Annotated in this window: 23 protein-coding genes and 2 pseudogenes; 1 reads left to right on the plus strand and 24 read right to left on the minus strand. The window is 43.6% G+C overall.

Features of this window, described 5'->3' with window-relative positions; genetic code table 11:
• Positions 1–102 precede the first annotated feature (102 nt).
• From JJQ88_RS02015 to JJQ88_RS02125, 23 genes and pseudogenes are all read right to left on the minus strand, one after another.
• Positions 103–1,368, minus strand: coding sequence for a hypothetical protein (locus tag JJQ88_RS02015; RefSeq protein ID WP_210364069.1), 1,266 nt, complete (start codon positions 1,366–1,368; stop codon positions 103–105).
• A gap of 550 nt (positions 1,369–1,918) precedes the next feature.
• Positions 1,919–3,580, minus strand: a complete 1,662-nt coding sequence (locus JJQ88_RS02020; protein WP_210364070.1) for a M4 family metallopeptidase — start codon at positions 3,578–3,580, stop codon at positions 1,919–1,921.
• 524 nt (positions 3,581–4,104) lie between these two features.
• On the minus strand, positions 4,105–4,440 hold the full coding sequence (locus tag JJQ88_RS02025) for a hypothetical protein (RefSeq protein WP_210364071.1): 336 nt from the start codon (positions 4,438–4,440) through the stop codon (positions 4,105–4,107).
• 208 nt (positions 4,441–4,648) lie between these two features.
• Positions 4,649–4,903: a hypothetical protein gene (locus JJQ88_RS02030; protein ID WP_210364072.1), complete on the minus strand. Its 255-nt coding sequence runs from the start codon at positions 4,901–4,903 to the stop codon at positions 4,649–4,651.
• Between the two features lie 75 nt (positions 4,904–4,978).
• Positions 4,979–5,260: a hypothetical protein gene (locus JJQ88_RS02035; RefSeq protein WP_210364073.1), complete on the minus strand. Its 282-nt coding sequence runs from the start codon at positions 5,258–5,260 to the stop codon at positions 4,979–4,981.
• Between the two features lie 924 nt (positions 5,261–6,184).
• Complete coding sequence (locus JJQ88_RS02040) at positions 6,185–7,153, minus strand: tRNA dihydrouridine synthase (protein WP_210364232.1); 969 nt, start codon at positions 7,151–7,153, stop codon at positions 6,185–6,187.
• 688 nt (positions 7,154–7,841) lie between these two features.
• Positions 7,842–8,378: a VOC family protein gene (locus JJQ88_RS02045; protein ID WP_210364074.1), complete on the minus strand. Its 537-nt coding sequence runs from the start codon at positions 8,376–8,378 to the stop codon at positions 7,842–7,844.
• A 51-nt stretch (positions 8,379–8,429) separates the two neighbouring features.
• Positions 8,430–9,030, minus strand: a pseudogene (locus JJQ88_RS02050) (type 1 glutamine amidotransferase family protein).
• A gap of 116 nt (positions 9,031–9,146) precedes the next feature.
• A complete protein-coding gene (locus JJQ88_RS02055; protein ID WP_210364075.1) occupies positions 9,147–10,109 on the minus strand; it encodes a helix-turn-helix transcriptional regulator in 963 nt (320 codons plus the stop codon).
• Positions 10,110–10,436: 327 nt separating this feature from the next.
• The gene (locus tag JJQ88_RS02060) at positions 10,437–10,631 is read right to left on the minus strand and encodes a glycine zipper domain-containing protein (RefSeq protein WP_210364076.1); all 195 of its coding nucleotides are present in this window, start codon (positions 10,629–10,631) and stop codon (positions 10,437–10,439) included.
• Between the two features lie 26 nt (positions 10,632–10,657).
• Positions 10,658–10,861, minus strand: coding sequence for an NAD(+)--rifampin ADP-ribosyltransferase (locus JJQ88_RS21770; RefSeq protein WP_481748269.1), 204 nt, complete (start codon positions 10,859–10,861; stop codon positions 10,658–10,660).
• 43 nt (positions 10,862–10,904) lie between these two features.
• A pseudogene (locus tag JJQ88_RS02070) lies at positions 10,905–11,090 on the minus strand (DapH/DapD/GlmU-related protein); the annotation flags it as partial.
• A gap of 195 nt (positions 11,091–11,285) precedes the next feature.
• The gene (gene rlmD / locus JJQ88_RS02075; RefSeq protein ID WP_210364078.1) at positions 11,286–12,671 is read right to left on the minus strand and encodes a 23S rRNA (uracil(1939)-C(5))-methyltransferase RlmD; all 1,386 of its coding nucleotides are present in this window, start codon (positions 12,669–12,671) and stop codon (positions 11,286–11,288) included.
• 15 nt (positions 12,672–12,686) lie between these two features.
• Positions 12,687–13,547, minus strand: coding sequence for a DNA-3-methyladenine glycosylase family protein (locus JJQ88_RS02080; RefSeq protein WP_210364079.1), 861 nt, complete (start codon positions 13,545–13,547; stop codon positions 12,687–12,689).
• Positions 13,548–13,750: 203 nt separating this feature from the next.
• The gene (pdaA, locus tag JJQ88_RS02085; protein WP_210364080.1) at positions 13,751–14,554 is read right to left on the minus strand and encodes a delta-lactam-biosynthetic de-N-acetylase; all 804 of its coding nucleotides are present in this window, start codon (positions 14,552–14,554) and stop codon (positions 13,751–13,753) included.
• Positions 14,555–14,713: 159 nt separating this feature from the next.
• Positions 14,714–16,267: a fumarate hydratase gene (locus tag JJQ88_RS02090; RefSeq protein WP_246860873.1), complete on the minus strand. Its 1,554-nt coding sequence runs from the start codon at positions 16,265–16,267 to the stop codon at positions 14,714–14,716.
• A gap of 501 nt (positions 16,268–16,768) precedes the next feature.
• A complete protein-coding gene (locus JJQ88_RS02095) occupies positions 16,769–16,954 on the minus strand; it encodes an SE1561 family protein (protein WP_210364081.1) in 186 nt (61 codons plus the stop codon).
• Between the two features lie 219 nt (positions 16,955–17,173).
• Positions 17,174–18,859, minus strand: a complete 1,686-nt coding sequence (gene ggt, locus JJQ88_RS02100) for a gamma-glutamyltransferase (protein ID WP_210364082.1) — start codon at positions 18,857–18,859, stop codon at positions 17,174–17,176.
• Positions 18,860–19,197: 338 nt separating this feature from the next.
• Positions 19,198–19,899 carry a YtxH domain-containing protein gene (locus tag JJQ88_RS02105; protein WP_246860874.1) on the minus strand — a complete coding sequence of 234 codons (702 nt, stop codon included), beginning with the start codon at positions 19,897–19,899 and terminating at the stop codon, positions 19,198–19,200.
• A 169-nt stretch (positions 19,900–20,068) separates the two neighbouring features.
• A complete protein-coding gene (locus JJQ88_RS02110; protein WP_210364083.1) occupies positions 20,069–20,896 on the minus strand; it encodes a YfkD famly protein in 828 nt (275 codons plus the stop codon).
• An 87-nt stretch (positions 20,897–20,983) separates the two neighbouring features.
• Complete coding sequence (locus JJQ88_RS02115; RefSeq protein WP_210364084.1) at positions 20,984–21,604, minus strand: YczE/YyaS/YitT family protein; 621 nt, start codon at positions 21,602–21,604, stop codon at positions 20,984–20,986.
• A gap of 193 nt (positions 21,605–21,797) precedes the next feature.
• The gene (gene cax / locus JJQ88_RS02120; protein ID WP_210364085.1) at positions 21,798–22,859 is read right to left on the minus strand and encodes a calcium/proton exchanger; all 1,062 of its coding nucleotides are present in this window, start codon (positions 22,857–22,859) and stop codon (positions 21,798–21,800) included.
• A 14-nt stretch (positions 22,860–22,873) separates the two neighbouring features.
• On the minus strand, positions 22,874–23,266 hold the full coding sequence (locus JJQ88_RS02125) for an OsmC family protein (protein ID WP_210364086.1): 393 nt from the start codon (positions 23,264–23,266) through the stop codon (positions 22,874–22,876).
• Positions 23,267–23,545: 279 nt separating this feature from the next.
• On the opposite strand from JJQ88_RS02125, the gene JJQ88_RS02130 reads away from it, so the two are divergent.
• Entirely contained in the window at positions 23,546–24,742 is a 1,197-nt protein-coding gene (locus JJQ88_RS02130) for an MFS transporter (protein ID WP_210364087.1), read from the plus strand.
• 13 nt (positions 24,743–24,755) lie between these two features.
• Here the strand turns inward: JJQ88_RS02130 and JJQ88_RS02135 are convergent, their stop codons facing one another.
• Positions 24,756–25,697, minus strand: a complete 942-nt coding sequence (locus tag JJQ88_RS02135) for a DMT family transporter (protein WP_210364088.1) — start codon at positions 25,695–25,697, stop codon at positions 24,756–24,758.
• Positions 25,698–25,699: the final 2 nt, after the last annotated feature.

The raw sequence follows: 25,699 nt of genomic DNA on the forward strand, positions 1-25,699 counted from the left end.
AGCCATTATCCAAGATCTAAAAAGAAAGCATCCCTATTGAACAGAAATACTTTGGTACTCTCCAAGACCACAACGATCAATCTCTCCCTCTGGACTAATGAACTACAAATCATCTAATGAAATGACTTCACCGTTCCCTGCATTCACTCCATATTGACAATCAATTTTCCCGCATAAAACATATTGTCCTTGCTCAAAGTCATAGACATAGTAAGGCTTAAGCTCAAACAATTCTTTGATTTTTTCATACGCTTCTTCTTTTTTGACCGTTATTTTATCTGGTGCTTGAAATTGATCATAAATCTCCAACATCGGTTTGTTATCTATGTAATTGACTGCTTGAAGGCTTTTTGCATCAATCATAATCATCAGTTTTCTTTGGAATACACGCTTGTCTTGGTGGTTGGCTCTTAATGTTGCATGAATATAACCTTTGTCTCGATGTAACGTTTTAAGCATCCATTTTCCTGTGTCATTAGGATATTCCTGTCGTAAAAGGTTTTTGACCGCCATTATACATTTATCTTGTTCTATTTTTGTGATTGGGAATGAGGCAGGGCTTGGCTTACATGAAAATGCTTCTTCTACTGATACATCCTCTGTCCAATTAATCTCTTTCCTTTCAAACGGTTTATGGATAGGATCATTCCAAAAAAATGTTCGATCTATTTTCAAATGCGACCTTCCATCCACAATATATGGAATCGTTGACGTTCCATCATTCGTAACATAAATCTCTTCCACCGCATAGAGAGGAAATAGTTTTCTCTGATCATAGGAAGGAAATTCAACCAATTCTAATTGTTCCTTTGTCAATTGCTCTATCGCTTTAAGAGAAAGGGTATACGTCTCTTCTTTAACCATTTCTTTAGAAGGAAATTGACCATGGACAGAGAACGAGGTGAGTTTTCCTTCCTGATTAAATTTAACATCAATAAATCCAGAGGGAGATACCGCTACACCTTCAAAACATTCTTTAAATCGAAGTTCTCCTTCGCTTTCATTATGTAATTGAAATTGTTTCCCATATGTCAGCCCTGTTTCACGTTCAATCCATTTTATTATTGTCTTTGTATCCAGATTGGTAAACATCACCCCATTTTCTGCATATGTTTTACCCATTACAAAAATGGCATTCTCAAACTTACGAGTCGTTACATTGATTTCAATGATAGCTGTTCCATCTGGATTTGATTCATCATCCACTGGTTCTGTTACGGGTTTCGGAAACCATTCCATACAAAGGGTATAAATTGTTTCGTTGAAAATATTGACGTTTCGAGAAAGATTATGCCGTTCTAAGGAGTAGTTCTCTAGTCCAAATTTCTCTTTTGTAAAGTCAATTAATTCTTGTATTCTTCTATCCAATTGCTATCTCCTCTCGTCCAATTTCGCCTTTCATTCTTTCATCATTACATTCACATAGAATCTTGATCAATTTCTCTTTCATTTGAAGTAACTATTCAACTTTCCGAAAAGTGCTCTGCCCTGATTTTAAATGATTATATGTATGTGTGATAGAGAGAAATAGCTATTTCCTAAAAGATTGTGGTTTTCTAAGCCAAGTTTAAGAAAAGAATCGTTTTCGAAATAATAAAACTGATTACCGCCATTGACTGGAACGGAAGGTGCGAGACTCCGGCGGGATCAGCGGGAAAGTTGAGACCCCACCGGCGCGAGGCTCAACTCACGCCCCGCGGAAAGCGAGCAGCCTGGAGTATAAATCAACCTTTTATTAAAAAGCAACAAAGTTACGAAAACAGCCAATAGAAAAAATTCATGAACTTCAATGAATGCTTCCTTTCTTTGATTGTCTACTAAATCCTAGAAACGTTGGTGAGACGATAACAAAAATCCCTCAAACTTATTAGTCTGAGGGATTGCAAATCGCACTTCAATAATTTCCTTTTCAAACTGACTAATAGATTCCCACCGCATCAAATCCAGAATGAACTGCAGCCTCTTCTGCACTGCCAGCGCCATAAAGATCAATTGCGGACTGAACAATCGCTTTGCGTGCATCGCTGAAATCGGAATTAGAAGTTAAATAAACCGTTAAAGCGCGGTAATAAATCTTCCCTAATTTTTCTCTTCCAAGATCTTGAGCAATCAAGTATGCGGCATGATTTGTAATGGATGAATTGACATGCACTCCGCCTCCATCTACCGAAGTTGGCATATGATAGAACTCGTCCATGTGGTCTGGATAGACCCCTCCATTCGTACTATATGCTCTTCTTTGCTCGTTGCTGACGACAACACCGTTTGGATTGCTTAAGCTGCGTAGTACAGTCATACCTGCGGCTTTGGCAGCTGGCGCCATAATATCCTCGCCCATTTCCCAGTCACTATCGTCAACTAGAGCACCAAACACATCAGCAAATGATTCGTTTAGTGCCCCGGATTGGTTACGGTAGACCAAGTTTGCCGAATGGGTGATCACACCATGTGTCATTTCGTGGGCAGCAACATCCAGACCAGCTGATAGGGAAATCATGAATTCACCGTCACCATCCCCATAGGTCATCCAGCGCCCATTCCATGACGCATTGTTGTACTTGTTGCCATAGTGAACTTTAGAAATGATTGCCATCCCGTTCCCATCAAGGGAATTGCGGCCATGTTCATTCAGGAAGTATTCATAAACCTTTTCTGAATTATAGTGCGCATCGACAGCCGCACGGTCATAATCGCTGATAAAGGCCGCTGAATCCCCAACATATAGTGTATCATTACTGGCAGTGTTATCGTTCTTAGCATCATACGTTTCGATTCCGCCAAGGTTTGCATGGGAATAGTCCGCTAACGCAAACTTAGTTCCAGTATTCTCATCCTTTACCTGGGTAATATGCAATTCCCTGTGAGCGCCGTGTACACCTTTCCCTGCACCTTTTTGCGTTTTCATTTCATCCGCATGCATTAAGGCATTATACTTATCAATAACCTCACCCGTCTTTGCATCAACAAAGACAAACCAGTTTCCAGGCTCATCCCCCATGAAGTTAACATTTACTTTATAGGCTGTATGATTTCTCCCTTCAAAAGGATAGACAACCAGTTCAGCAGTTGGTTCGTATGTAAGCTCTTCAGAGGCGTTGACCGAAGACATTGCCGTTTTCAGTGCGTCTTCACTGTTTAAAAAGGCTGTTGTGTCCAATGCAGCATCGGAAATGGTCTGATTAATCCTTCCATTGACGGATACCACTTCATTATCCTTATTAAAATGTACGATAATGTCTGAACCTTCTACGTTTACTCCATTCACCGATTGATTAAAGCGGACGTGAGTCATCCCTAGTTCATCTTTTTCTATTTTTTTCACTTTCAAGCTTTTCTCCGGTTTAGGAATTCCCGTTATATGCTCATTTTTCTTCAAATAACTCATTGCATTGGAAGGAGTGCTAGAAGGGAATTTCTCAGCGAACCTCTCCTTCACAAATACAGGGACGCTAGCCCTCTCATTCCATTCCTTACTCACTGCGCCAGAATTAACCGGCTGCGCAAAGACACTGCTAACTGGAATAGAACCTACCAACATAACTGATGAAAAAATAAAAGGTGCTAAAAATTTCTTCTTCAATCATTCCGCCTCCCATCAATTTCCATTCACCTAATTATAGAATGTTATAGGGAGATTATCATGAATAATTAGAATTATTTGAAAAATATAAAACAGTAGATATTTCCTCTCATTAAAAGAGAATGAGACGGGTATAAAACACTATTTAGAATCTGCCAGATAAAAATACTAGTATAAAAGCAAAATGGCAACAACAATCAGGACAAAGTATAAAGAGCCGTGTACCTCAAAACATATAACCATTCACTACTGCCATTCCCATCAGCAAGCCTGCAGATTCCCTGATCACCCATTACTGATATCCCCATGCGTTTCCTATGATTCTTTTACTCCAATCAATCTTTTTCATTATTACCTTCTTTACTGCAGCAGCTGCCATTCCCGTTTCTTGGCAGCACCAGACTCTTTCACTTACTCGACTTTTAAAAACTCTCTTCAAGTTTATCTCACACCTGCATATATCGATCGTTGAATATTGACATGATTTTATGTGCTATTCACGAACATGGTGCTAAGGGCATTTTTTATCCAGGATTACCTGTAATAATTCCAACCACTTGAGCTATAGCAAAATATAAAGCAAATATGTCTATTAAAATACATATAAAAACCAAAATTGATCTTTCCTTAGCTTTTAGAGTTGCTTTTAATCCAGCTACTAAAGAAATGACAAAGGATATTAAAGCAATAAAGGCTAGCAAAGGATATATTACTCCATTCATGTAATAGGGTATTTCATTTCCCGGCATTCTGTAATAATTGTCAATCACATTAATTAGAATTACCATAATGAAAGCAATAAAAATCATTATTACAGACCATCTACTTTGTTTAGTCTGAGGCATAAATGTAATTCTCATTGAATCATCCTTTATATTTTTTTAGTTGATATCAGGTAATCCGCAGTACTTATTTGATTTAAAATGTAATTGGCTAATACTAAGTCCTATACTGAATACCGAACTTCCATGATAATCTCTAGAAAATCCGCGCCTATTTTGCCAAAAACCTAAAAAGCTCTCTCCAACCATTTATGACCAGAGACCATTGCACCAAAAGACTGCTTCATTAATGATTCCCATCAAAATGATGCAAGAATGTCGGGAATGATGGATGATCAAAATAAGCTTCAATAGAAGGAAATCTTGAGAAAAAACCTTTTGCTATAATGAAATTTATAAAACGACCAATTGGCGCTGGAATATTTCCCGCAATTTCGTTTCTAATGATTTCGGCTTGTCCAAAGGAAAATACCGGATAAAATCCAACTATACTTCCAGCGATCTTTGCCGCCAAAATGGAATTATCAAAGCGTAATATCACGATGGAAGCTATCCCACGTAGCATTGACCAGAGTATGTATATTATCTTGGAGGGGTTATTTTAGACATCATAATGCTAATGTGGAAACAATATTTCGGCAGTTACCCAAAAAAGAACCAATAACCCGATCAGAATGGATAACAGTGTCAAAAGGGCTCTGTCCTTATTTTTCATTATCGATATTCCCCCCATTACAAAGCCCATCAATCCAAATAAGGAAATGAACGGAGATGACAACGGTATTCTGATCATAATTGCTGAAGTCATTAATTTCACAGCCATCAACACGATAAAAAGAAGAGTCAAACTAGCTGCCCATTTTCCGGTCGCAGTTTTTGACCAAAACTGGATTTTCATGTTTATTCCCCCTTTACTAATCGGTAAATAAATCCGTGTTTGACAACTTGCCACCGGTCTATTTCGGTGACAAGATAAAAAAATATATTCAATTCTCAAAGAAATCGTAAACTATAGTATAATTTTACATCTTTTTTTAATATATATTTCCATATTTATTGATCTTGTTTTGAACAATTTGATGACTTCTCTTCTCTCTTCCAAGCCACATACACTCAAAGCATATGGAGAAGGTGGTATGATTTTCGAAAAAGAAGAAAATAATAGGAACTCTGTCAACTCGACTTTGCCATCCATATGCGTTCATGGGGAACATATCGATGGTAAATTTATGAGACAAAACGAATCTAACATTAGGTTGGATTAAGGTTACAGATTAGTTTCTGGTTTTTTTGGACAATCTGCCCACTGCCAGCATCCTCATTCTAAGGATTTATTTAAGCCAAATAAATATAAGGGTTCAGGTGAAGAATGACAGCATACAAATTTATTAAAGACTACAAAAACCATTTCATATAGAGAGAATGTGACAAGTAAAACACTATTAAGAATCTAAGATATAAAAATCACAAAGCAAGTGTAGTGTTTTTGTTTCTTAAAATCATTTTTTTAATCCAAAATCCACTTTGGAGTCCCTGCACACGATTTGAAACCCATACCAAGTTGGCTCTTTTTCAAGTCCCCCAAAATACTCTTATCAGTTATACCCCTTCTACTATAAAAATCCGATTTTGGTTTTTCGACTCAATACTGCCGTCTTACATATTTGGAATGTAATTGACAACACAATGGGAATCGGTGATTACAAAAAAATAACGGAACCAGTATTTACTGGTTCCGTTAGCAGTACACTCTAACTATCTGGAGCAAGCAGTTCTATGTGCTACTTCGCTCTGACTCTGGACAATTCTAGTGTTCCCTCATTCAATCAAGATTCCTTGACGCAAAAACTTCAAGCAATTCACGCACTTCATCTGTTGACTTTGTGCTCATTAATTGATTTCTTAATCCACTCGCCCCGTGGAATCCTTTGACATATATCTTAAAAAAGCGGTGAAGAGCCGTGAACGGCCGCAGCTCTAGATGTGAATATTTATCATGAAGATCCATATGCAATCTTAAGAGATCAAGCAGCTCCTCACTGCTATGTTGTTTCGGCTCCTTTTCAAAGGCAAATGGATTATGGAAAATTCCGCGCCCAATCATCACCCCATCAACACCATATTGATGAGCGAGTTCTAAGCCAGTCTGACGGTCAGGAATATCCCCATTGATCGTCAAAAGGGTATCTGGTGCCACCTCATCACGAAGTTTCTTGATTTCCGGGATCAGCTCCCAATGAGCATCTACTTTGCTCATTTCCTCCCTTGTACGCAGATGAATGGAAAGATTGACAATATCTTGTTCCAAAATGTGTTTCAGCCAGCTCTGCCACTCGTCTACTTCCGCGAAACCAAGCCTTGTCTTTACACTTACAGGCAATCCTCCTGCTTTTGCTGCCTGGATTAATTCTGCTGCAACGTCCGGACGGCGAATCAGGCCGCTTCCCTTCCCGTTCTGCACCACATTGGGCACTGGACAGCCCATATTGATATCCAGACCCTTAAAGCCCAGTTCCGCCATACCAATGCTCATTTGCCGAAAGTTTTCTGGCTTGTCCCCCCATATATGGGCAACAATAGGCTGTTCGTCCTCTGTGAAAGTCAGACGCCCGCGCACACTCTTGATCCCATCTGGATGACAGTAGCTCTCCGAGTTTGTAAACTCTGTAAAAAACACATCAGGTCGGGCTGCCTCACTCACCACATGGCGAAAAACGACATCCGTCACCTCTTCCATTGGTGCCAGTATAAAAAATGGCCGTGGTAAATCACGCCAAAAATTACCTTTCATCTTTTCATTCAAATCCTCTCATCATGGGATACCCAGATCCCTTATCCCAAAATTAAAAAGCAGAATGTCCCTGCTTCTTTTACACTTATACCATGCTTCAGCACTTTTTATCAAACAGATTGGGAATGTTTATTTTAACTTCACAATATCTGTACAAATTTCCTGCTAAAATCTCCCCATCATACAGCATTCCACTGCCTGAGTAAAAATAGTACCGGAAAGAAAATTGGAGGCCTCTGGATTGACAAAAATGTAACAGGAAAAAGACCCCGAAATCGCCAAAGTATCTTTTTACGAAATAAGGGCCGGAACAGCAAACGTTTACTTTAAACCGAGTTGCGTCACTCGACGTGGCCTGAGAGGACAGAAAAATGTCTTTTGATCTGTTGGTTCTCAGAAATATATCAACAGCATTTTACTTTAGGGAAAGGTAGGAACATATCGATTCTTTCGGGTTATAAGAAAGAATCCATATATAATTACGAAAGATAACACCTATATTATTTAATTTGCGCCTCAAATTCTGTACGTTTCATACATAAGAAAGCCAAAATCATCATTATAAGGTCGGAAAAATATCTTTCAGAGGTAATTGGCATTATAAACACCCCTTCATTTCTAACATTTATTTGTGAATCCCTTAATGATCATGCTTTTTCAGGCTTTTTTATACTCCTTTCACTTAAACCTACTCTTTTTGTTTTTCTGTGCTTTTAAAGCTATCCGCCCATTCTTTTACTCTCTGACTGCTTTCTTCTTCTGATAAATCCTCGATCCTGGTCATAATCGACCATCTCACTCCGAACGGATCCAAAATACTTCCAAATCGATCACCTGAAACAAAATTAGCAATCGGCTCCCTAATCTTTGCTCCTCTTGCCACTGCATTTTCAAATACCTGATCAACATTAGCAACGTAAATTCCTAAAGAATAGCATGCATGATCCTCATCCGGCGGCAAGACCAATTTATATGCCGGATTTGCTGCTCCCAACTGTAAAAAGCCATTCCCAAAATCTAATTCCGCATGAACAACTATGTTATTGCCATTTCCATCGGAAAATTCAGTAATATCCTTAATCCTTGCATTAAAAACAGATTTATAGAACTCTATTGCTTCAGAAGGATTCTTTATTACTATGAACGGAGTAATAGATGTAAATCCATTAGGTGTTCCATTCTTTGTGTACTTACCTGACACTCCTCTATATTTACTATCAGTCATTTTTATTCCTCCTTAATTGAACAAAACATTTCCATCCGTATACTTTCTTCATTAGTTTGGATTCATCAACTCATAAAAATATTCGGATTTATGAGTCTTGTAAAGACCATACCAAGCATTCAATGTCTTTGTGGAAAACACATCCAAGGCTCTCAATACATGTACGAAAAATTCCAGTGGAGCTATTTCGGAAGCTGTGATTAGTTTTCCGTCAGTTATGGCAGATTCCTGCTTATAGTATTTTTCTCCTGCATAGTTTGGGCAGATCATTTTAAGATATTCCAAGTCATTGCTTGTATGCCGATTTGAATCCAGTAATCCTTTCCGAGCCAGACCTATTGTAGAACCACAACTCGCTGCTACAATAATACCTTTGACAAAATAGTCTCATGAATTGCTTCTGCCCACGTATCTCCACCAGGTAAAATCAAGGCATCTGCGTTTTCGATGCTGAACTCATCCAGTTCAATATCCGGTAATATTTTTAAGCCTCCCATTGTAGTGATAGGCGTCTTTTGAGTTCCTACCGTAACGATTTTTGATGGGGTTAAGCCTCTCTTATAATATCTTCCGGAGTTCAGTTCAGCAGTTAATAACCTACTTCCCAATCTGCCATCGTATCAAATACATAAAGATATACAGCATTATTCATTTTGTCCTCCCTTTTTCAATTGCTCAAACGCTGATTAAACATTATCCCAGGATAAAACACACTGTTTATCTCCATAATAAAACAGCTTCACTGACACCTACTGTCAGTGAAGCTATCTATAATTGATAATATTCCATTAATTCCGATGCAACAGAAACAAACTTTCTCTTTAGACTCTGGGGCTCAATCACTTGAATAGCCTTTCCGTAGGATAGAAGGAAATGAGGTACAAAGGCATGCAACGCTCTTTCGTCAATTAAAAAAACCGCTTGATTCGGTGTACGCTCTTTCAGATGATGACCTAAAAACCAATGTATGCACAATTCGTCCAAAGCTTCTGACCTGCCATTGATAATTAATGAAATCATCCCATTCTGACTTGTCGGATCAGGTAAAAGATTCTCTAAAAAAAATTTCCTTGCAGAAAAGGCTTCAGGCCTTTTAAACATCATTTGCGTCCGCTTTATCTTTAAAATGCGTTCAGCCCGAAAGCTTCTGATTTCATTTCGAAGTTGGCAAAATCCAACCGTATACCATTTATTGTTCCAATAAAGCATTCCATAAGGGTCAATTACTCTTGACCGGGGTTGTTCTTCATGGCTTGTGCGGTATTCAATTTCCACAGAATTTTCGTTTGCTACAGCCAACTCCAGTTCTTCCAATGTTGCCTTAACAGATGGGGCAATATCACGGTTTATTACTTCGAAGCCGGCTAAATGGCGATTGAGGATACTTTCCTGTTCCCGGTTTGAATACATTTTTAATTTTTGTGTTGCATTGTTTAACGACTCACTAAAAGGGTATCCCGCTTCGTTGGCAAATACGGCAGCATGAAGCAGTGCTTTTTGTTCCTCAACATTGAAAAACAAAGGCGCATGGATAAAATTGTTCAGCAGACTATATCCACCGTTCTGTCCCGTATCCGACACAATCGGTACTCCGCTTGCGCAGAGTGAATCAATATAACGGTATACGGTTCGTATACTAATCTCTAATTTTTCCGCTATCTGTTTTGCAGTTATTTTTGCTCCAGAATTAAGCATCCATAAAATCGCCAGCATATTATCGTTTTTTGCCAATGGACACCCTCCTCCCATATCTTCATCCCATCGTACCCAAAACCACATATCATCTATAAACCGCCCCCAAAAACAGGGCTCGATTCTGCTCATTTTCCGTCGTAAACCATTACATATCGTGGTTGACCCGCCTCATTCTCCATTAGAACCGTTATTCGTCATCATTATTACGCACTCGACGTGCTTTGAGTAATCCTATCGCTATCTATGTCAATTCTTGTTCCGGACTAGGCGACAGATGGCTACCGGTAGACGGGAACATATCCATTACGCTTCATAATTAAACTAAATGTGATCTTCCACATAAATCGGAATTTGTAAATTATTTTATATTTTATTCTTACTATCTAAGATAGAACCAACAATAATACCAATAATCATTCCTAATCCGGCTCCTAAAGGTATGCCAAATATAAAGTTACTTTTATTCATGATAAAGCTTATAATAATTCCCACACAAGCACCAAAACATAATCCAAGGGATATACCTATTGCTAAATATTTATCTGTATCTTTTTTCATATTATTCCACCTTCATAAATTCAAATTTATAAGTGATAAAGCTCGAAGCTATTATGTATACTATTGTTCCGATCAAAGCTAAAGATGAAGTTTGCCTTCTTTCGCTCACCATAATTAGAGCTAAAGCCAGGTTCCAGCAAGTCCCCCAGATTTAAGTCCCTTTTTGTGACGTGGTAGAAAAGCCCCGAGTCTAAGGATTTTTCATTAATTGCTCTAACCCTGATTCGGATGTTAACATTTCAAGATTATTAAATATCTCCTCTTCGGACCAATTCCACCATATATTGAATAGGGTTCAACACTTTTTACTACTGTGGAATTAGCAGCAATAATCGCACCATCTCTAATTTTAACACCTGGCATTATAGTTACACTTTGACCTATCCACACATCATTGCCAATCACTGTGTCACCCTTAAAAGGAAGTTGTTCTATTGTAGGAGTAACCTTTTCCCATCCAGGAATGCGAAAATAAAAATTATGCCATCCATATCGGTAACAAACTTAAGGATATCTTAACTTTGAATGAATTATCTCCTGAAATCCTGCATTCAACAAGATATGTAAAAGGCAACTCCCGTAAGGGTTAGTTGCCTTCTTTTAAAATGAGTTGCGAGACACATTCAACATGGATGGAGTAATCCTATCGCTATGTCAATTCTTGTTCCGGACTAGGCGACAGATGGTTTCCACGTGCGCTGTATGCGGGAACATGTCCACTGGCTGGATGTATTCTACTTTGTATTGTGAACGTAATGTCTGAATATCTTTTGCCAGGGTTGATGGGTTGCAGGATACGTAGACGAAGGTTTCTGGCTTGATTTTCAGAACAGTTTTCAAGAATGCCGGGTCACAGCCTGTCCGGGGAGGGTCGACGACGATGACGTTCGGCCGCCATCCTTCCTTCAGCCATTTTGGCAGCAGTACTTCAGCTTTGCCGACAATGAATTCCGCATGGTTGATGCCGTGTTTTTCCGCATTTTTCTTCGCATCTTTAATCGATTCAGGAATGACATCCATTCCTCTGACTTCCCCTGCCTGGTCTGCCATCCATAGTCCAATCGTGCCGACTCCGCAATAGGCATCGACTACCTTTTCCTTTCCGGTCAGCTGTGCTGCTGCTTTCGCTTCATTGTATAATTTCACCGTCTGCTCAGGGTTCAATTGAAAGAATGTACGTGCAGACAGCTCGAATTGAAGGTCGCCAAGCGTTTCCTGGATGATGTCACTTCCGTGGAGCGTCGATGTTTCTTTGCCAAAAATAACGGAAGTCCTTTCGCCATTCACGTTTTGGACGATTGAGTTCACCTCAGGCAAACGCTTCTTGATTTTCTCGATAATCAAATCCTTTTTCGGCAGTTCTTTTTTCGTCGTGATCAAGACGATTTGCAGTTCACCTGTTTGTACGCCTGTGCGGGCGACAATTGTCCTTACAAGTCCATGCCGCTTCTTTTCATTATAAATCGGAATCTTCAAGTCCTGCAGGATTCCTCTGACGGCTTCGGTTGCTTTCGTGGTCGCGGGATGCTGGACTGCGCACTGCTCGATATTGATCAGATTATGGGAGTTCATCCCGTAGAGTCCGGCAAGCACCTTCCCATCCTTTTCGCCTACCTGGAACTGGCTCTTGTTCCTGTAGCCCCATGGGTTCTCCATCCCGATTGTCGGCCTGATATCCAGCTCGTCGATTTTCATGTCTGTATGCCTTTCGAGCGCCTGGATGACAATGTCCCGCTTCTCCTGCAACTGCTGACCGTATTGCAGATGCTGAAGTTGGCAGCCGCCGCACTGTTCGTAAACCGGGCAAAGCGGCTTGACACGATGCTCGGAGCGTTTGCGGATTTTCTTGATTCTCGCCTCGGCAAACTTCGGATGTACCTTCGTTGCTTCGGCGACCACCTCCTCCCCAGGCAAAGCACCAGGAACGAACACGACCTGGCGCTTGAAATAGCCGACGCCTTCCCCATTTATTCCAAGACGCTTGATGGTCAGCGGGAAAGTCTGTTTCAGCTTTATTTTGACGGTATCGTCTTTTTTCATCAATTTTCACTCCAATTATTCAATGCTCCTCCATAAATAAAGCGAAGCATAGCTTAAATACGGCTCCCATGGCTGTTTGTATAATTCCATTTCAGCCGGTGTCGGTTTTTGCTCAAGCTGGAAAAACTTTTTTATCGCATTCTGGAGTCCAATATCCCCCATTGGAAACAAATTCGGACGACCAAGCCCGAACATCAGGAAGTTTTGGATAGTCCAAGGGCCAATACCTCGTATTTTGATCAATTTCCTGGCAATCTCGGCATCGGATTCCGATTTCATTTTTTCAAAATCAAGCTCTCCAGACGCGGCAAGCTTGGCAATGCCAATGGTATACTCCGCTTTCCGGCCGCTGAACTGCAGTTCGCGCAGCTGTTCAACCGAAAGACTAGCGACTTTCTCAGGCTCCGGATAAAACCAGACACCATCTACCTCGTCGCCGAATGTCTTCACAAACCGCTCTGTCAGGGTAAAAGCAAAGCTCAGATTCAGCTGCTGATGGATGATGCACTTGATGAGGCTCCCGAATGGGTCAAAATCAAGGATCATCGGTGTGCCGTAATGTTCATTGAACAAATCTTTCAAGTCGGTTGTCTGAAAATGCTCATGGATTTGCAGGAGTTCCACATCCCAGCGGAAAATTTCCGTGATCATGGAAATCGTCTTTTCTTTTTCCGAGCTGGCACGGACGATGAATTCCGGCTTTTCCCGTGTCCCTGTCCCGATGACCTCGGCTGCAACTTTTTCACTTCCGACTCTGAGCGGGACCTTCACTGATCGTTTTTCGTGATCAACCACATGCAATGGATCAAGCGCAAGCCGGCTTAACGCGAGATCAAAATGGTACGGTCCGTTTATCGCCACCTTCTTTTCCCACATACATGAATCCGCCCTTCAGTCATTTTCCACGTATTATAGCATTTTTTGACTGTTATTACGAAAAATCCAGATGATGCTCGGAAGTTATAAACCACTGCCCGCTGTCATCCGATATCTTGCGTGCTGCGCTGTTTCCCTTTGTGTGGTTTCCCTCTTTTAATATCCAAATACGAAAAATCCCAGCTCAGCTGGGATTTTCGCCATCAATACATCATCGGGTTTTTGAGGTTCTCGCTGATCATCAAGTGGTCGAGACTTTTGAATGTATAGCCTTGTTTTTTCAGGTCCTTGATGACTTTTTCGAGCGCATCGGCATTGTCTTTGGAAACGGTGTGCAGCAGGAGGATCGAGCCTGGGTGGATCTGGCTCATGATTTTATCGTATGCGTATTGCCAGCCTCGCTGCTGATCGGTGTTCCAGTCAACAAAAGCGAGCGACCAGAATACATGCGTGTAGCCTGCTTCCCTGGCGACGGCCATTGTCCTTTCACTGAAAATCCCTCTTGGCGGCCGCATATAGGACATTTGTTTTTTGCCTGTGATTTTTTCAGTACCCGCTCTGACCATTTCAAGTTCCTTCTTGATTTTTGCGTTACTGATTTTCGTCATATCCGGATGGTGCCAAGAATGGTTGCCGATGATATGCCCTTCCCTTTCCATTCTTTCGACAAGTTCCGGTGCGCTTTCAAGATAGTGGCCGGTCACGAAGAAGGCTGCGGGTACTTTTTCTTTTTTAAGGACATCAAGGATTTTTTCGGTATAGCCATTTTCATAGCCATTATCGAACGTAAGGTATAGTTCTTTTTTATCTGGAGAGCCCTTATAGACGGCTCCGTGCTTGGCGATAAGGTTTTCAAGCGGTTTTCCGGCGTCCGCCGGGCTGCCATTCCGGCTTTTTTTAAATCCCCAATGCAGAGGGGAATTCGCATATTCAGCATGGACGATGGCAGGCACAGCAGCTGAAAAGAACAGGCTTGCCGCCATGAGAAATTTACTGATCCATTTCATGTTGTTCCTCCCAAAGTTGTTTTTCCTTATTGTTTGCCTTGGGGGGAAAAAAATTCTCATTTCTTGCTTGAACAGAAAGTGTTCTTTTGGCCATTTTTTGACAGGAACAAGATGAAAGAATAAATAAAGGAGACTTGCGGAACGCAAGCCTCCTTTTCATTATTTATATACCCGGTCTTTGAACTGGGCCAATTTTTCAAGAGAAGATTTTTCAACGTCTTCGTGCAGGCTGTTTCCGTGTGAATCCATTGTCACAACCGCTGTGAAGCCTTCAACCTTCAAATGCCACATTGCTTCTGGGATACCGAAGTTCATCAGGTCTACGCCTTCGACAGACTTGATGCAATCTGCGTAATATTGTGCCGCTCCTCCAATCGCGTTCAGGTAAACGCCGCCATGCTCCTTCAAGGCAGCAAGCGTCCTTGCACCCATTCCGCCCTTCCCGATGACCGCGCGGATGCCGAATTTCTTCATGATGTCACCCTGGTAAGGCTCCTCACGGATGCTCGTTGTCGGCCCAGCAGCTTTCACATGCCATTTTCCTTCTTCATCTTTCAGCATGACCGGTCCACAGTGATAGATGATCTGCCCGTCCAGATCGACTGGCGAATCATGGTCGGAAAGGTACTTATGGATCGCATCGCGGCCAGTGTACATCATGCCATTGATCTTGACAACATCGCCGACTTTCAGCTGGCGGATTTGCTCTTCGGAAATCGGTGCAGTCAAAGTGATGACTTCCGGTTCCGCCGGTGCCTCAACCGCTGCTGCGATTTCCTGTGCGACTGGCTGGGCGAAGTCGATTTTTTCCCCATCCTGGTACATCCATTCCCCGATTTCGCCTGTCTCCGGATGGATCGTTACCCCAAGGCGGCGATATGCCCAGCAATTATAAGCGACAGAGACGAAGAAACTGGCAGGAATCCGGTTCATGACGCCAATCTTGCAGCCTAAAAGCGTCGTTTCACCACCGAAGCCCATCGTGCCGATTCCTAGCTTGTTGGCATTTTCCATGATGTATGCCTCGAGGTCCCGAAGCTCTTCAATTGGGTTGGTATCATCTACAGAGCGGAACAGCTGCTCCTTCGCAAGATCATATCCGGACGAACGGTCGCCTCCGATTCCAACACCGATGAAACCGGCGCTGCATCCCTGGCCCTGCGCCTGGTATACGGAATGGAGAATGCATTTGCGTATCCCGTCAAGGTCACGGCCAGCGCGTCCAAGCCCTTCAAGCTCGGCAGGAAGGCTGTATTGGATGTTCTTGTTTTCACAGCCTCCCCCTTTTAAAATCAGGCGGGCATCGATATAATCTTTTTCCCATTGCTCAAATTTGATGACGGGGGTCCCGTCGCCAAGGTTATCGCCGCTGTTATCCCCTGTAAGCGAATCGACAGAGTTCGGACGGAGTTTCCCGTCTTTGGTCGCCTGGACAATCGCATTCTTGATCGCCTGCTTCAGTTCAAGCTGGTTCACCCCGACAGGTGTTTTGATCTTGAATGTTGGCAGGCCAGTGTCCTGGCAAATTGGCGAGACGTTGTCATCCGCCATTTTAATGTTGTTGGTGATGGTTGCAAGGCTCATCGCCGAACGAGTCCCGGCATTTTCCCGCTCTGCGGCTGCCTTGATCGCCCTTCGCACATCCTTCGGCAGATTGGTAGATGTTTCAACGATCAGCTCATACATGCTTTCCTGGAACTTTTCAATGTTCATTTTATGTACCCCTCTCTCTGCTCCCTTGTTCGTCAACCTGTTTATTTGAAAATTTCTTAACATTTCCCGATACCATTATACTCCTATCATCTTTTTATTGAAAGGCGGAGCCTGGAATCGTTTTCAAGGAAAAGTTTCCGTTCTCATCTTGCATATGCACGACAGAGAGATTATGTTTCATTTAAAACACTTCTCACGAGGCTGCGAGTGATAGCTCTGTTATGTTTTTTTACATGTTTTAATGAGAACGGGCAGTCCATCAATGAGGTTAGAAATAGTCCAAAGAACCGTAATGGCAGAATGCTCTAGATTGTAGGGAGAGGAGGTGGGCGAAGATGCTGTTTAAGGAAAAACTTGTGATGAGTTAAACTGTCTTGAGGACATTCCCTTGATCACTTCAGGGGAATCTGAAAGCAGCCACGAGTTGGCCAGTGTAAAACGATACGGACAGTCCCGCTAAAATGGATGGCATATAAAATAAGAGACCCTGATCAAAGGTCTCTACAAATCACGATTTTTGAATTCGCGGCATTTCGCATCCATTTCTTCGACGATTTGGATCATGCGGTCGATATCCTCAAGGTTTGCTTCCACTGGATCAATCGAATCCAATAATTCGGCAAACATATCTAAACGCTGTTTCAAAAAAACGACCTGCGTATTTTTGTCTTTAATCGGATTACCCATTGTGTTCGCTCCTTTCACATCTTTTATATCCTACCGGAAAATCATTAATCGCGCAATAATAAATCAATCGTTGTTTGATGAATGGAACATCCTGCTTCCTACAGGCGAAACCGGAAAATAGCCAGTAAGAACGAGGGAAAGAAAAACAGCAGCAAGCCATCATCCTGCTGCTGTTTTTCTTCGGATAAGAATGGGGCAAGCATTCACCCTCATTCATCATCATTCATTTATCCCGGCTGCTTTTCCTTCCCGGCTCGAGTCGGTAGCGGCATGGAGGAACCCTTTTTCATGGTCGATCTGGATCGCCTGTACATTTCCCAGCGGGAATGGCCCCTCTGCAAACTCGAAGCCCTTTGATTCCATTTCCCCTTTTGCCTCCATGCTGATACCGGCTTCCCATCCGATGAGCGGGCCGGTACTGTTGAAAATCCTCGGCTCTTCAATTGCTTCCTTGAGGTCCATTCCAAAATCTAGGACATTGACGATTGTCTGGAACACGGAACCGACAATGGTTGGTCCGCCCGGTGATCCAAGGGTCAGCACCGGCTTATCATCCTTGAAGATGATCGTCGGGGTTTTACAGCTGACAGGGCGTTTGCCTGGCTTCACTTCATTCAGGCCGCCAGGGAAGGCATCGAAATCGGTCATTTCATTGTTCAACACAAAACCATAGCCGTCAACCATGATTCCTGAACCAAACGGATGCTCGACGGTCGATGTGCATGCCACGATATTTCCCCATTTGTCCATGACCGTGTAATGACTAGTTTCACTTCTCTCCCTTTCCGGCTCGAATGGCTGGCGAACGACATTGATTTCATTTCCGTCCGTATATTTCCATGGATTGCCGAAATCAATCGAGTCATTCCTTCGGTCGAAGCTGATCAATTTGCGGCGCTCCGCGAGATAATCTTCGTTCAACATTCCTTTCAGCGGAATATCGCCAAATTCAGGGTCACCTGAAAAAGCAATTTTATCCGCAAAGGCAATTCTCATTGCTTCCGTAAACAAATAATACTTTTCCCAGGACTTGGCATGATACTGGCTGAAGTCGAACCCTTCTAGGAGTTTCAAAATCTGGAGCATCGTGGTTCCGCCAGCACTCGGCATATTGGATGATGCTATGCGATGGCCCCTGTATGTTCCCCAGGCAGGTTCATCTATTGAAATCCTGTAGCTTTTAAGGTCTGAAAGTTCCATGATTCCGCCAAGATCCTTTAACGTGGATACGATCGCTTCGGCAATCTCCCCTTCATAGAAAGCGTCTATTCCTTCCCTTTGTAGGATGCGGAATGTCTTTGCCAGATGCTCCTTTTTATATACATCTCCTTCGCATAGAAGCTTGCCATTGGGCATGAACAAGTTCCGTGCATGGTCACTCAGACGGTACTCGAAGTTTTTCAGGGATTCATCCATTACCCAGTTTACTTCCACGCCTTTTTCAGCAGCCTCTGCAGCTGGTTCGATCAAGTCTGCCAGCGGCTTCGTGCCATATTCCTTTCTAGCTGCTTCCATGGCTTTCAATATCCCGGGCACTCCTACCGCAGTCGCCTTTGTCGACCTCTCCCTGAAAGGAATGACTTCGCCTTTGTCATCGAGGAATATCTCAGGGTATGCGGCGGCTGGCGCCCGTGTGTGGCCATCAAAAATTTTGACCGTTTTGCTTTCCGCATGGTAAACCATGAAAAAGCCGCTTCCACCTATCCCTGTCATCATCGGTTCTCCGACATTCAAACCGAATTGGATGGCAATCGCCGCGTCGATTGCGTTTCCTCCATCCTTTAAAATTTTTTCGGCCGCATCGGTAGCGATTGGATGTGCTGATGCGGCGACTGCTGCTTTTCCTGTTGCGGTTTCTCTATTAAGATCACTCCGTCTGGAACGTGTTTTGAAATTTTTTCCCATGACTGGCTTCCTCCACTTTCCTATAATATAAAGATAGAGTACCCGTTTGGGATTCATCAAAAACAATTTTAAAATTACTGAATTGTCTTTTATGACAAATTGTTCGCAAAAAAGAAAAAGCGGATGGCATGAAAGCCGGCATGATGGAGAGTAAACGAAAGCGGTCCTTAATGAACCTGGGTACCTTTGATGTCCGGGTACGCATTTTCCCTAAATGGCCATAACATGTGGACAAAGTGCATAAAAAATGCTCGCTTATTCTACTGGATATTTATGTAAAATTTATTCCGATTAAAAACCAGTCCCGTTTCAGGACTGGTTTCATGTAAATGTCGATTTTAACGATTGTTATCATTGTTCTGGTTTTCCGGAGGCACTGAGAACGTGTTGGCTGTGTTGCCAAGGCCCGGAGTGTCCGCAGGCTGGCTCCTCATCCCGGTCGCATAAGCATCAGCAGCATTGCTTGAGGAACTGCTCTTTGACGAGCTTCCGTTCGAAGTTGCGCTGTTCACGACTGGGTTGTCCATCGCCGTTTCTCCTGCTTCTTTTACTTTTGTACCGATTTCCTTCAAATCTTCCTTCGCTTCTGTCGCTGTGTTCATCGCTTCATTGGATAAGGATTTCACATCACCCATTTTGCTGAACACATCATCGTTCAGCCGCTGATACAGATTCTGGGCATCGCTGATTGCATCTTTAAGAACCTGGGAAGCTTCCTTGAAGCTGTTCATCATTTGGTCTTTGACATCAGATGGGTTGTTTTTCACCTCGCTGATGACGTTCATGGATGTATCCTTCACGTTGACGGCCTTATCCTTTACTTTTGAGCGGGTGTTGGAATCAAGCATCGCCAGCACGCCGCCGACAGCCGCCCCAATCAGCACGCCCTTCAACAGCTTGCTGTTTGAATTTCCCGAGTAATCGTAGCCATTTTCATAATAATCTTCCATTGAACGGTTATTTGTCCCATTCGCGTATGTCATCGTTCCAGTTGTCGTATCATACATACCTTGATTGTTTGCAAGTATATTGTCTGACATCGTCTATTTCCTCCTTCTAAATGGTGGATTAGTTGTTATGCCTATCTATTTCCCGGGTAGGATAGGAGCTAAACTGGATATGTCCACGTTTTGTCAAGAGGAAAAAATTACTAAAGAAAAAGATGCCCGACCTTTTTGCCAGAAGGCGAAGGGTCAAGGCACCTATTTTTTATCTTGGCCGATCACTTGAAACAAATCCGAAACTGACATGGTCCTGGACCGGGATCCAGGCACCGATTCCCTGGGAGACGACATTTTTGACAACGATGAATTTTTTATTCCCTTTCAGCATCAAGTATACTTCACCGTATGTGACCTTCCCTTTTTCATTGATGGCAGGTGCGTACGCGTAAAGATAACCAAGCCTTTTCGGCTGGATATTGTATATATGGTCCTTCTTTGTGCCTGCGCCGACTATTGTTTCGAACGCGAGCGGCAGGCCGGTTTTTTGCGCTGCTTTCAGGAGCATCATTTTCTGCACGTCTTCCGCGTTCTTGATTTTTGCTGTCAGTCCGCCTCTCACTGCTTTTTGCTGTTCCTGGACATAATGAATTTGATAAATTCCATTTCCGCCGCGATTGTCAAAATAATTCGTGTTGATTTTCTGGTATTCCCAGTTTGGCGAAGTTTCTGCAGATTCATAATTTAGCGGCCACTCGCCCAAATAGACAATCGCACGGTACCCAATTGCAAACGGAGTGCTATTGATTGTTGTTTCATTCAGCATCCTGATCAGGTCAGGGTTTTCGATTTTCACCTTTGATGTCTCGATCAGCTTCCGTGTCAGCTCACTGGGCTGGAGGAAGGGCAAATCCTCACTGGGATTTGGATAAGTATTTTCTTTCGTGATATTCGTGACAGAGCCGGGAATCGAATATTTCGCTTTTTCCTCCTGCTTAGGGCTTGCCTTTTTGGCGGGAGCTTGAGCAGCAAAAGCCGGTGTAAGGATCCCAAGCAAAAATGCGAATGTTAATACCATGATGGCTGTTTTTTTCATGGCGTTTTTCTCCTTTCACAACTATAGCTTATGAGTTTGCTTATAGTGTTTTCGGAGCTGCCGCAGTTTATCCAAAATTTGCGGAAATTATCTCGATGAAGACACGACCAGTTTATTGAGCAGCCTTTCAAAAAAAGGGAAGAAAAACTGGATCAGCGGTCCAATCGCGAAGGTGACAATCAACGTTCCGATTCCGATCGGACCTTTAAAAACGAATGCTGCCGACAAGGCGATCATTTCTCCCAATGTCTTTGCGAGCATTAAATTCAGTCCCAGCCTTTCACGCAATGCCATCATGAAATTATCGATCGGGATAAGCGGGAATTTTGGCTGCAAATAAATCGCAAGCCCGATGCTGAGCGTGATCATGCCAATCAAAAATACACTAAAGCGTTTCAAGTACCCAGTGATCACGACATCTTCGAAAACCTGGAGGATCCAAAAGTCAATCAAGCCGCCAGTAATGAGAATCGTGACAACCGCTGCGATATCCGGACGCCTTTTCACTAAAATCGCGTTCACGATGATGAGGATGGCCCCGACAATCACGACCCAGCTGCCGGGAGTGAGCCCGACCGTTTTCGACAGTCCGACATTCAGGGCATCCCACGCCCCTGTCCCAAGGTCCGCTTTGATGGTCAGCGAAACTCCCATGGAAAGAATGGTCAAGCCGCTGATGAAAAACAGCGAACGGTAAAATAAAGCCATACTATTTCTCCTTTTCTCGCAGCTATAACGAAAGCGGCAACGGACATCGTCCAGTTGCCAAGGGACACATCCTGTTCCTGGAAAACCCGGACAGTAAGATGCACCATTTTCCTCCTTGCTGCTACTATATGCTTTTTTTCCGAAGAAAAAGAACCCTGTCCCCCTGGAACAGAGTTCTGAACATTCCCGTTAGTTAAAGCAGATAAAATCCAATCCCCATTATAACATACGCTGCTAAAAGTGTAAGCCCTTCAAACCAGTTTGTTTCGCCATCATTCGAGATGATAATTGCCAGCAGGACGGCCACTGCCATCGAAATCATTTCCGGCAATGTGAAGACAAGCGGCATGGATTTTTCGAAAAACAGTGAAATCAGCACCAGCAGCGGGGCTACGAACATCGCTACCTGCAGAGTGGAGCCAATCGCAATTTCAACCGCGACATCCAGCTTATTCTTGTATGCCATGATAATTGCAGAAGCATGTTCTGCGGCATTGCCGACAATCGCGACAATGATGACCCCGATGAATAGCTCTGACCAGCCAAAAGATTCCCCGACTGCCTCGAATGTGTGGACAAGATTTTCAGCCACATAGGCAACCGCTATGGTAGCGGCGAGCAGGATGAGGGTCGCCTTGCCCCTTCCCCACTCCGGTTCTTCTTCATGTTGCGGTTCGCTTCCCTCTTCCTTATGCTGGTACACTCCCCGGTGGGTGACAAGCTTGAAGAACAGCGCGGACAAGTATAGTAAAATCAAGATAATCGAAATCCCGATGCTCAGGCTAATCGTCTTGCTTTCGTTCATGTCCATCGCAAAAACCTCCGGAATGACGAAAGCTACAATGACGGCAAACATCAACAGCCCGGAGTTATGCCTAGCATCATGCACATTGAAATATTGGCGTTTGTACTTCACCCCGCCAATGAAAAAGGACAGTCCGGCAACAAGGAGCAAGTTCCCAAGGACAGAACCTGTCAGGGAAGCAAGGACCACACCGATCAAGCCTGCTTTCAAAGCAAAAATGGAAATGATCAGCTCGACCGCATTCCCGAACGTCGCGTTCAGCAAGCCGCCGATACGAGGGCCGGTGACAATCGCAAGGCTTTCAGTCGCTCGTCCCATATAGCTGGCGAGCGCGATGATCGTCAAGCAATAGATGATGAATAAAGAAATGCTCGGCCAATGCATCAATGTACCGATTACAGATAACGGAACACCCGCAAAGGTCAAAATCATAAAAATTTTATCTGCCATATCCTCACTCCTCTCTAATTTTCATTGACAAATTCAAATGTCTCTTCCACTTCAATGCTGCCGATCACGGATTGGACCATCGAACAATTCTTCCTTGTCAGCACCATGGCTTTTCCGATTTTCCTCTCGTCAAGGTTGCTGCCTTCAATCTTGAAGTGGACATGGATTTTGCTGATCCTGTTCGCTTCCTCTTCAATCCGCTCGGCATCCGCTTGAATATGTATATCCTTGATTTCCATTCGCATCTTCTCTAAAACCTTGCGCAGAACCCCGCCGCTGCAAACGGCAACGGAGGAAACCAGAAGCTGATACGGCCTGAAGCCGAATTCATCCTCACCTGCAATATCAAGCCTGCCAAAACCAACCTCTGTGTAAAAGCCGACATCGGGTTTCATTTTGAATTCCATGATCATCATCACCTTCATTCCAAATTTCAAGGCAGATAATTAGAAAAAATTTCCGCCAGATCCTTCTTTAAGAGATTACACTATTTTTTCCCCTAATAAAACTAAAAAAACATTGCCATAAAATATTTATATCGTTACCATAAATAGGCGGAAGACCCTCGCCCTAAGGAGCTGGCGGCAAGGCTTACACAAAAAGCCTTATGGTTGTTGGTTCCAAAAGCTTCGTGAAGAATATGGCGCCCGGATGGAAACCAGGCTCAGGGGCATTCCAAAAGAGAAATGAAAGTGTCAGAGGTCATGATTATGAAAATAAACAACAACATCCGTTTTGGGATATTAGTGAGCATTGTCGCGATTTCCGGTTTTTCACAAGGCATGCTGCTTCCCTTGATTGCCATCATCTTCGAACAGGATGGCGTTTCATCATCGCTGAATGGCATGCATGCAACTGGTTTGTATATTGGCATTTTGATTGCATCCCCGCTGATGGAGGCGCCCCTCCGCCGTTTCGGCTATAAGCCGATCATCCTGGCAGGAGGGTTGACGGTAGCTGTCTCCTTGGCGCTTTTTCCTGTATGGAAGTCCTTTTGGTTTTGGTTCATTCTCAGGCTGGCGATTGGAGTCGGGGATCATATGCTCCATTTCGCCACCCAAACGTGGATCACCTCATTTTCTCCAAAGGACAGGCTTGGAAGGAATATATCCATCTATGGTCTATTCTTCGGGCTGGGCTTCGCTGCTGGTCCGTTGATGACCCGATTCATTGAAATCAATGAATCGATGCCATTCATTGTGTCAGCCGCCATCAGCCTTGCCGCCTGGATGGCAGTCTGGCTGCTGAAAAATGAGCATCCAGAGCATGATCTCGATGCCGCCTCCTTTTTTGGGACAATGAAACGGTTTGGGAAAGTTTTCAAATATGCATGGGTCGCTTTTCTTCCTCCTTTTGGCTACGGGTTTCTGGAGGCAAGCCTGAACGGGAATTTTCCTGTCTATGCGATGCGGACAGGAATCGGCGTCAGTTCCGTTGCCCTGCTTCTGCCGGCATTCGCAGTTGGGGGCATCCTTTCCCAGCTTCCATTGGGGATTTTGAGTGACAGGCTTGGCAGGAGGAGGGTCCTTGTGGCAGTCATGCTATCCGGCTTCATCACTTTTACAGCCGCGAGATTCCTGGAGGACTCACCGGCAGGCCTGCTGGTCTGCTTCTTCGTCGCGGGCATGCTCGTTGGATCGACGTTTTCACTGGGCATCAGCTATATGGCGGACTTGCTTCCTAAGCCTCTCCTGCCTGCTGGGAACCTGATGTGCGGGATTTTCTTCAGCTTTGGCAGCATCAGCGGCCCATTCATTGGCGGAATCGCGATTGAATGGCTCGAAGGCATCAGCTTTTTCTCTCTCATCAGCGCGATGCTTCTGCTGATTTTCCTTGCGCTGGCCTTTGTCAAACCGACAGGTCCCGAAACAAAAAGCGCTTAAACGAACAGCCTCCCTATTTCGAAGGGAGGCTGTTTTTTGCTGTTTTCCTTGCTGGGCGGTTCACAAGCACGATTCCCGCCACAACGAAAATAAGGCCGGCAATTACCAGGTAATGCAGCATTTCATCAAGAAGGACTGATGATAAAATCACGCCGAACACAGGTACGAGGAATAAATACAAGGACACTTTTCCTACCTGGTTATACTTCATCACGTTGTTCCATAAAATGAATCCTGCCGCCGACAGGAAAGCCAGATAGACAAGCATCAGCAGGGAAATCAGATCGAATTCAAACGGCACAAAGCCGACCGAAAAGACCCCGATTGCTACCAGGCCGAGGGATCCCAATATCATCTGGTAAGAAGTCAAGTAAATGACCTCCATTGTGGCACTGCCGTTTTTAGCAAGAATATTTCCATAGGCCCCAGACAACATTGCCAGCATAAGAAGGATTTCACCGATGCCAAAATGAATCTCATACTCGCCATTCGGCCAATTGGCAAAAACGACTCCGGTGAAGCCAATCATCAACCCTGCCACTTTCAGGCGGTTCATCCGATCGTCAGGATAGAGGAAATGGGCGAGCAGGATCTGGAAAAAAGATGTCGTTCCCGCGATGATCGAGCCCTGTATGCCTGTTGAATAGCTCAGGCCGATATAGAACAGGACATATTGGAGGAAAGTCTGGAAAAAGCCGATTTTCAACAAGGGCCCTGCCGTTTCAGGCTTGAATTTCATCTCCCTGTTCAACATGAACAGGACAAGGATCAGCAGTCCAGCCAACAGGAAGCGGTAGCCTGCGAACAGCATTTGCTCCCCGATCTCCTCCGGCCTGATATCAAGACTTCGATAACTCAGCTTAATAAACGGAAAAGCACTTCCCCATAGGAATGTCGCTCCAGCTGCCGACACAGCAATCCCGAGCGGATGGGTAAAAAATTCTTTTGCTCTCATTC

Origin of the sequence: Bacillus sp. REN3 (assembly GCF_017912555.1) — a bacterium.
Lineage (GTDB): Bacteria > Bacillota > Bacilli > Bacillales > Cytobacillaceae > Mesobacillus.

Excerpts from the sequence above, each read along its gene's own strand:
- JJQ88_RS02025 (WP_210364071.1), bottom strand. The coding sequence starts at position 4,440 with ATGAGAATTACATTTATGCCTCAGACTAAACAAAGTAGATGGTCTGTA.
- JJQ88_RS02035 (WP_210364073.1), bottom strand. The coding sequence starts at position 5,260 with ATGAAAATCCAGTTTTGGTCAAAAACTGCGACCGGAAAATGGGCAGCT.
- JJQ88_RS02040 (WP_210364232.1), bottom strand. The coding sequence starts at position 7,153 with ATGAAAGGTAATTTTTGGCGTGATTTACCACGGCCATTTTTTATACTG.
- JJQ88_RS02045 (WP_210364074.1), bottom strand. The coding sequence starts at position 8,378 with ATGACTGATAGTAAATATAGAGGAGTGTCAGGTAAGTACACAAAGAAT.
- JJQ88_RS02060 (WP_210364076.1), bottom strand. The coding sequence starts at position 10,631 with ATGAAAAAAGATACAGATAAATATTTAGCAATAGGTATATCCCTTGGA.
- rlmD (WP_210364078.1), bottom strand. The coding sequence starts at position 12,671 with ATGAAAAAAGACGATACCGTCAAAATAAAGCTGAAACAGACTTTCCCG.
- JJQ88_RS02080 (WP_210364079.1), bottom strand. The coding sequence starts at position 13,547 with ATGTGGGAAAAGAAGGTGGCGATAAACGGACCGTACCATTTTGATCTC.
- pdaA (WP_210364080.1), bottom strand. The coding sequence starts at position 14,554 with ATGAAATGGATCAGTAAATTTCTCATGGCGGCAAGCCTGTTCTTTTCA.
- JJQ88_RS02090 (WP_246860873.1), bottom strand. The coding sequence starts at position 16,267 with ATGAACATTGAAAAGTTCCAGGAAAGCATGTATGAGCTGATCGTTGAA.
- JJQ88_RS02095 (WP_210364081.1), bottom strand. The coding sequence starts at position 16,954 with ATGGGTAATCCGATTAAAGACAAAAATACGCAGGTCGTTTTTTTGAAA.
- ggt (WP_210364082.1), bottom strand. The coding sequence starts at position 18,859 with ATGGGAAAAAATTTCAAAACACGTTCCAGACGGAGTGATCTTAATAGA.
- JJQ88_RS02105 (WP_246860874.1), bottom strand. The coding sequence starts at position 19,899 with ATGTCAGACAATATACTTGCAAACAATCAAGGTATGTATGATACGACA.
- JJQ88_RS02110 (WP_210364083.1), bottom strand. The coding sequence starts at position 20,896 with ATGAAAAAAACAGCCATCATGGTATTAACATTCGCATTTTTGCTTGGG.
- JJQ88_RS02115 (WP_210364084.1), bottom strand. The coding sequence starts at position 21,604 with ATGGCTTTATTTTACCGTTCGCTGTTTTTCATCAGCGGCTTGACCATT.
- cax (WP_210364085.1), bottom strand. The coding sequence starts at position 22,859 with ATGGCAGATAAAATTTTTATGATTTTGACCTTTGCGGGTGTTCCGTTA.
- JJQ88_RS02125 (WP_210364086.1), bottom strand. The coding sequence starts at position 23,266 with ATGGAATTCAAAATGAAACCCGATGTCGGCTTTTACACAGAGGTTGGT.
- JJQ88_RS02130 (WP_210364087.1), top strand. The coding sequence starts at position 23,546 with ATGAAAGTGTCAGAGGTCATGATTATGAAAATAAACAACAACATCCGT.
- JJQ88_RS02135 (WP_210364088.1), bottom strand. The coding sequence starts at position 25,697 with ATGAGAGCAAAAGAATTTTTTACCCATCCGCTCGGGATTGCTGTGTCG.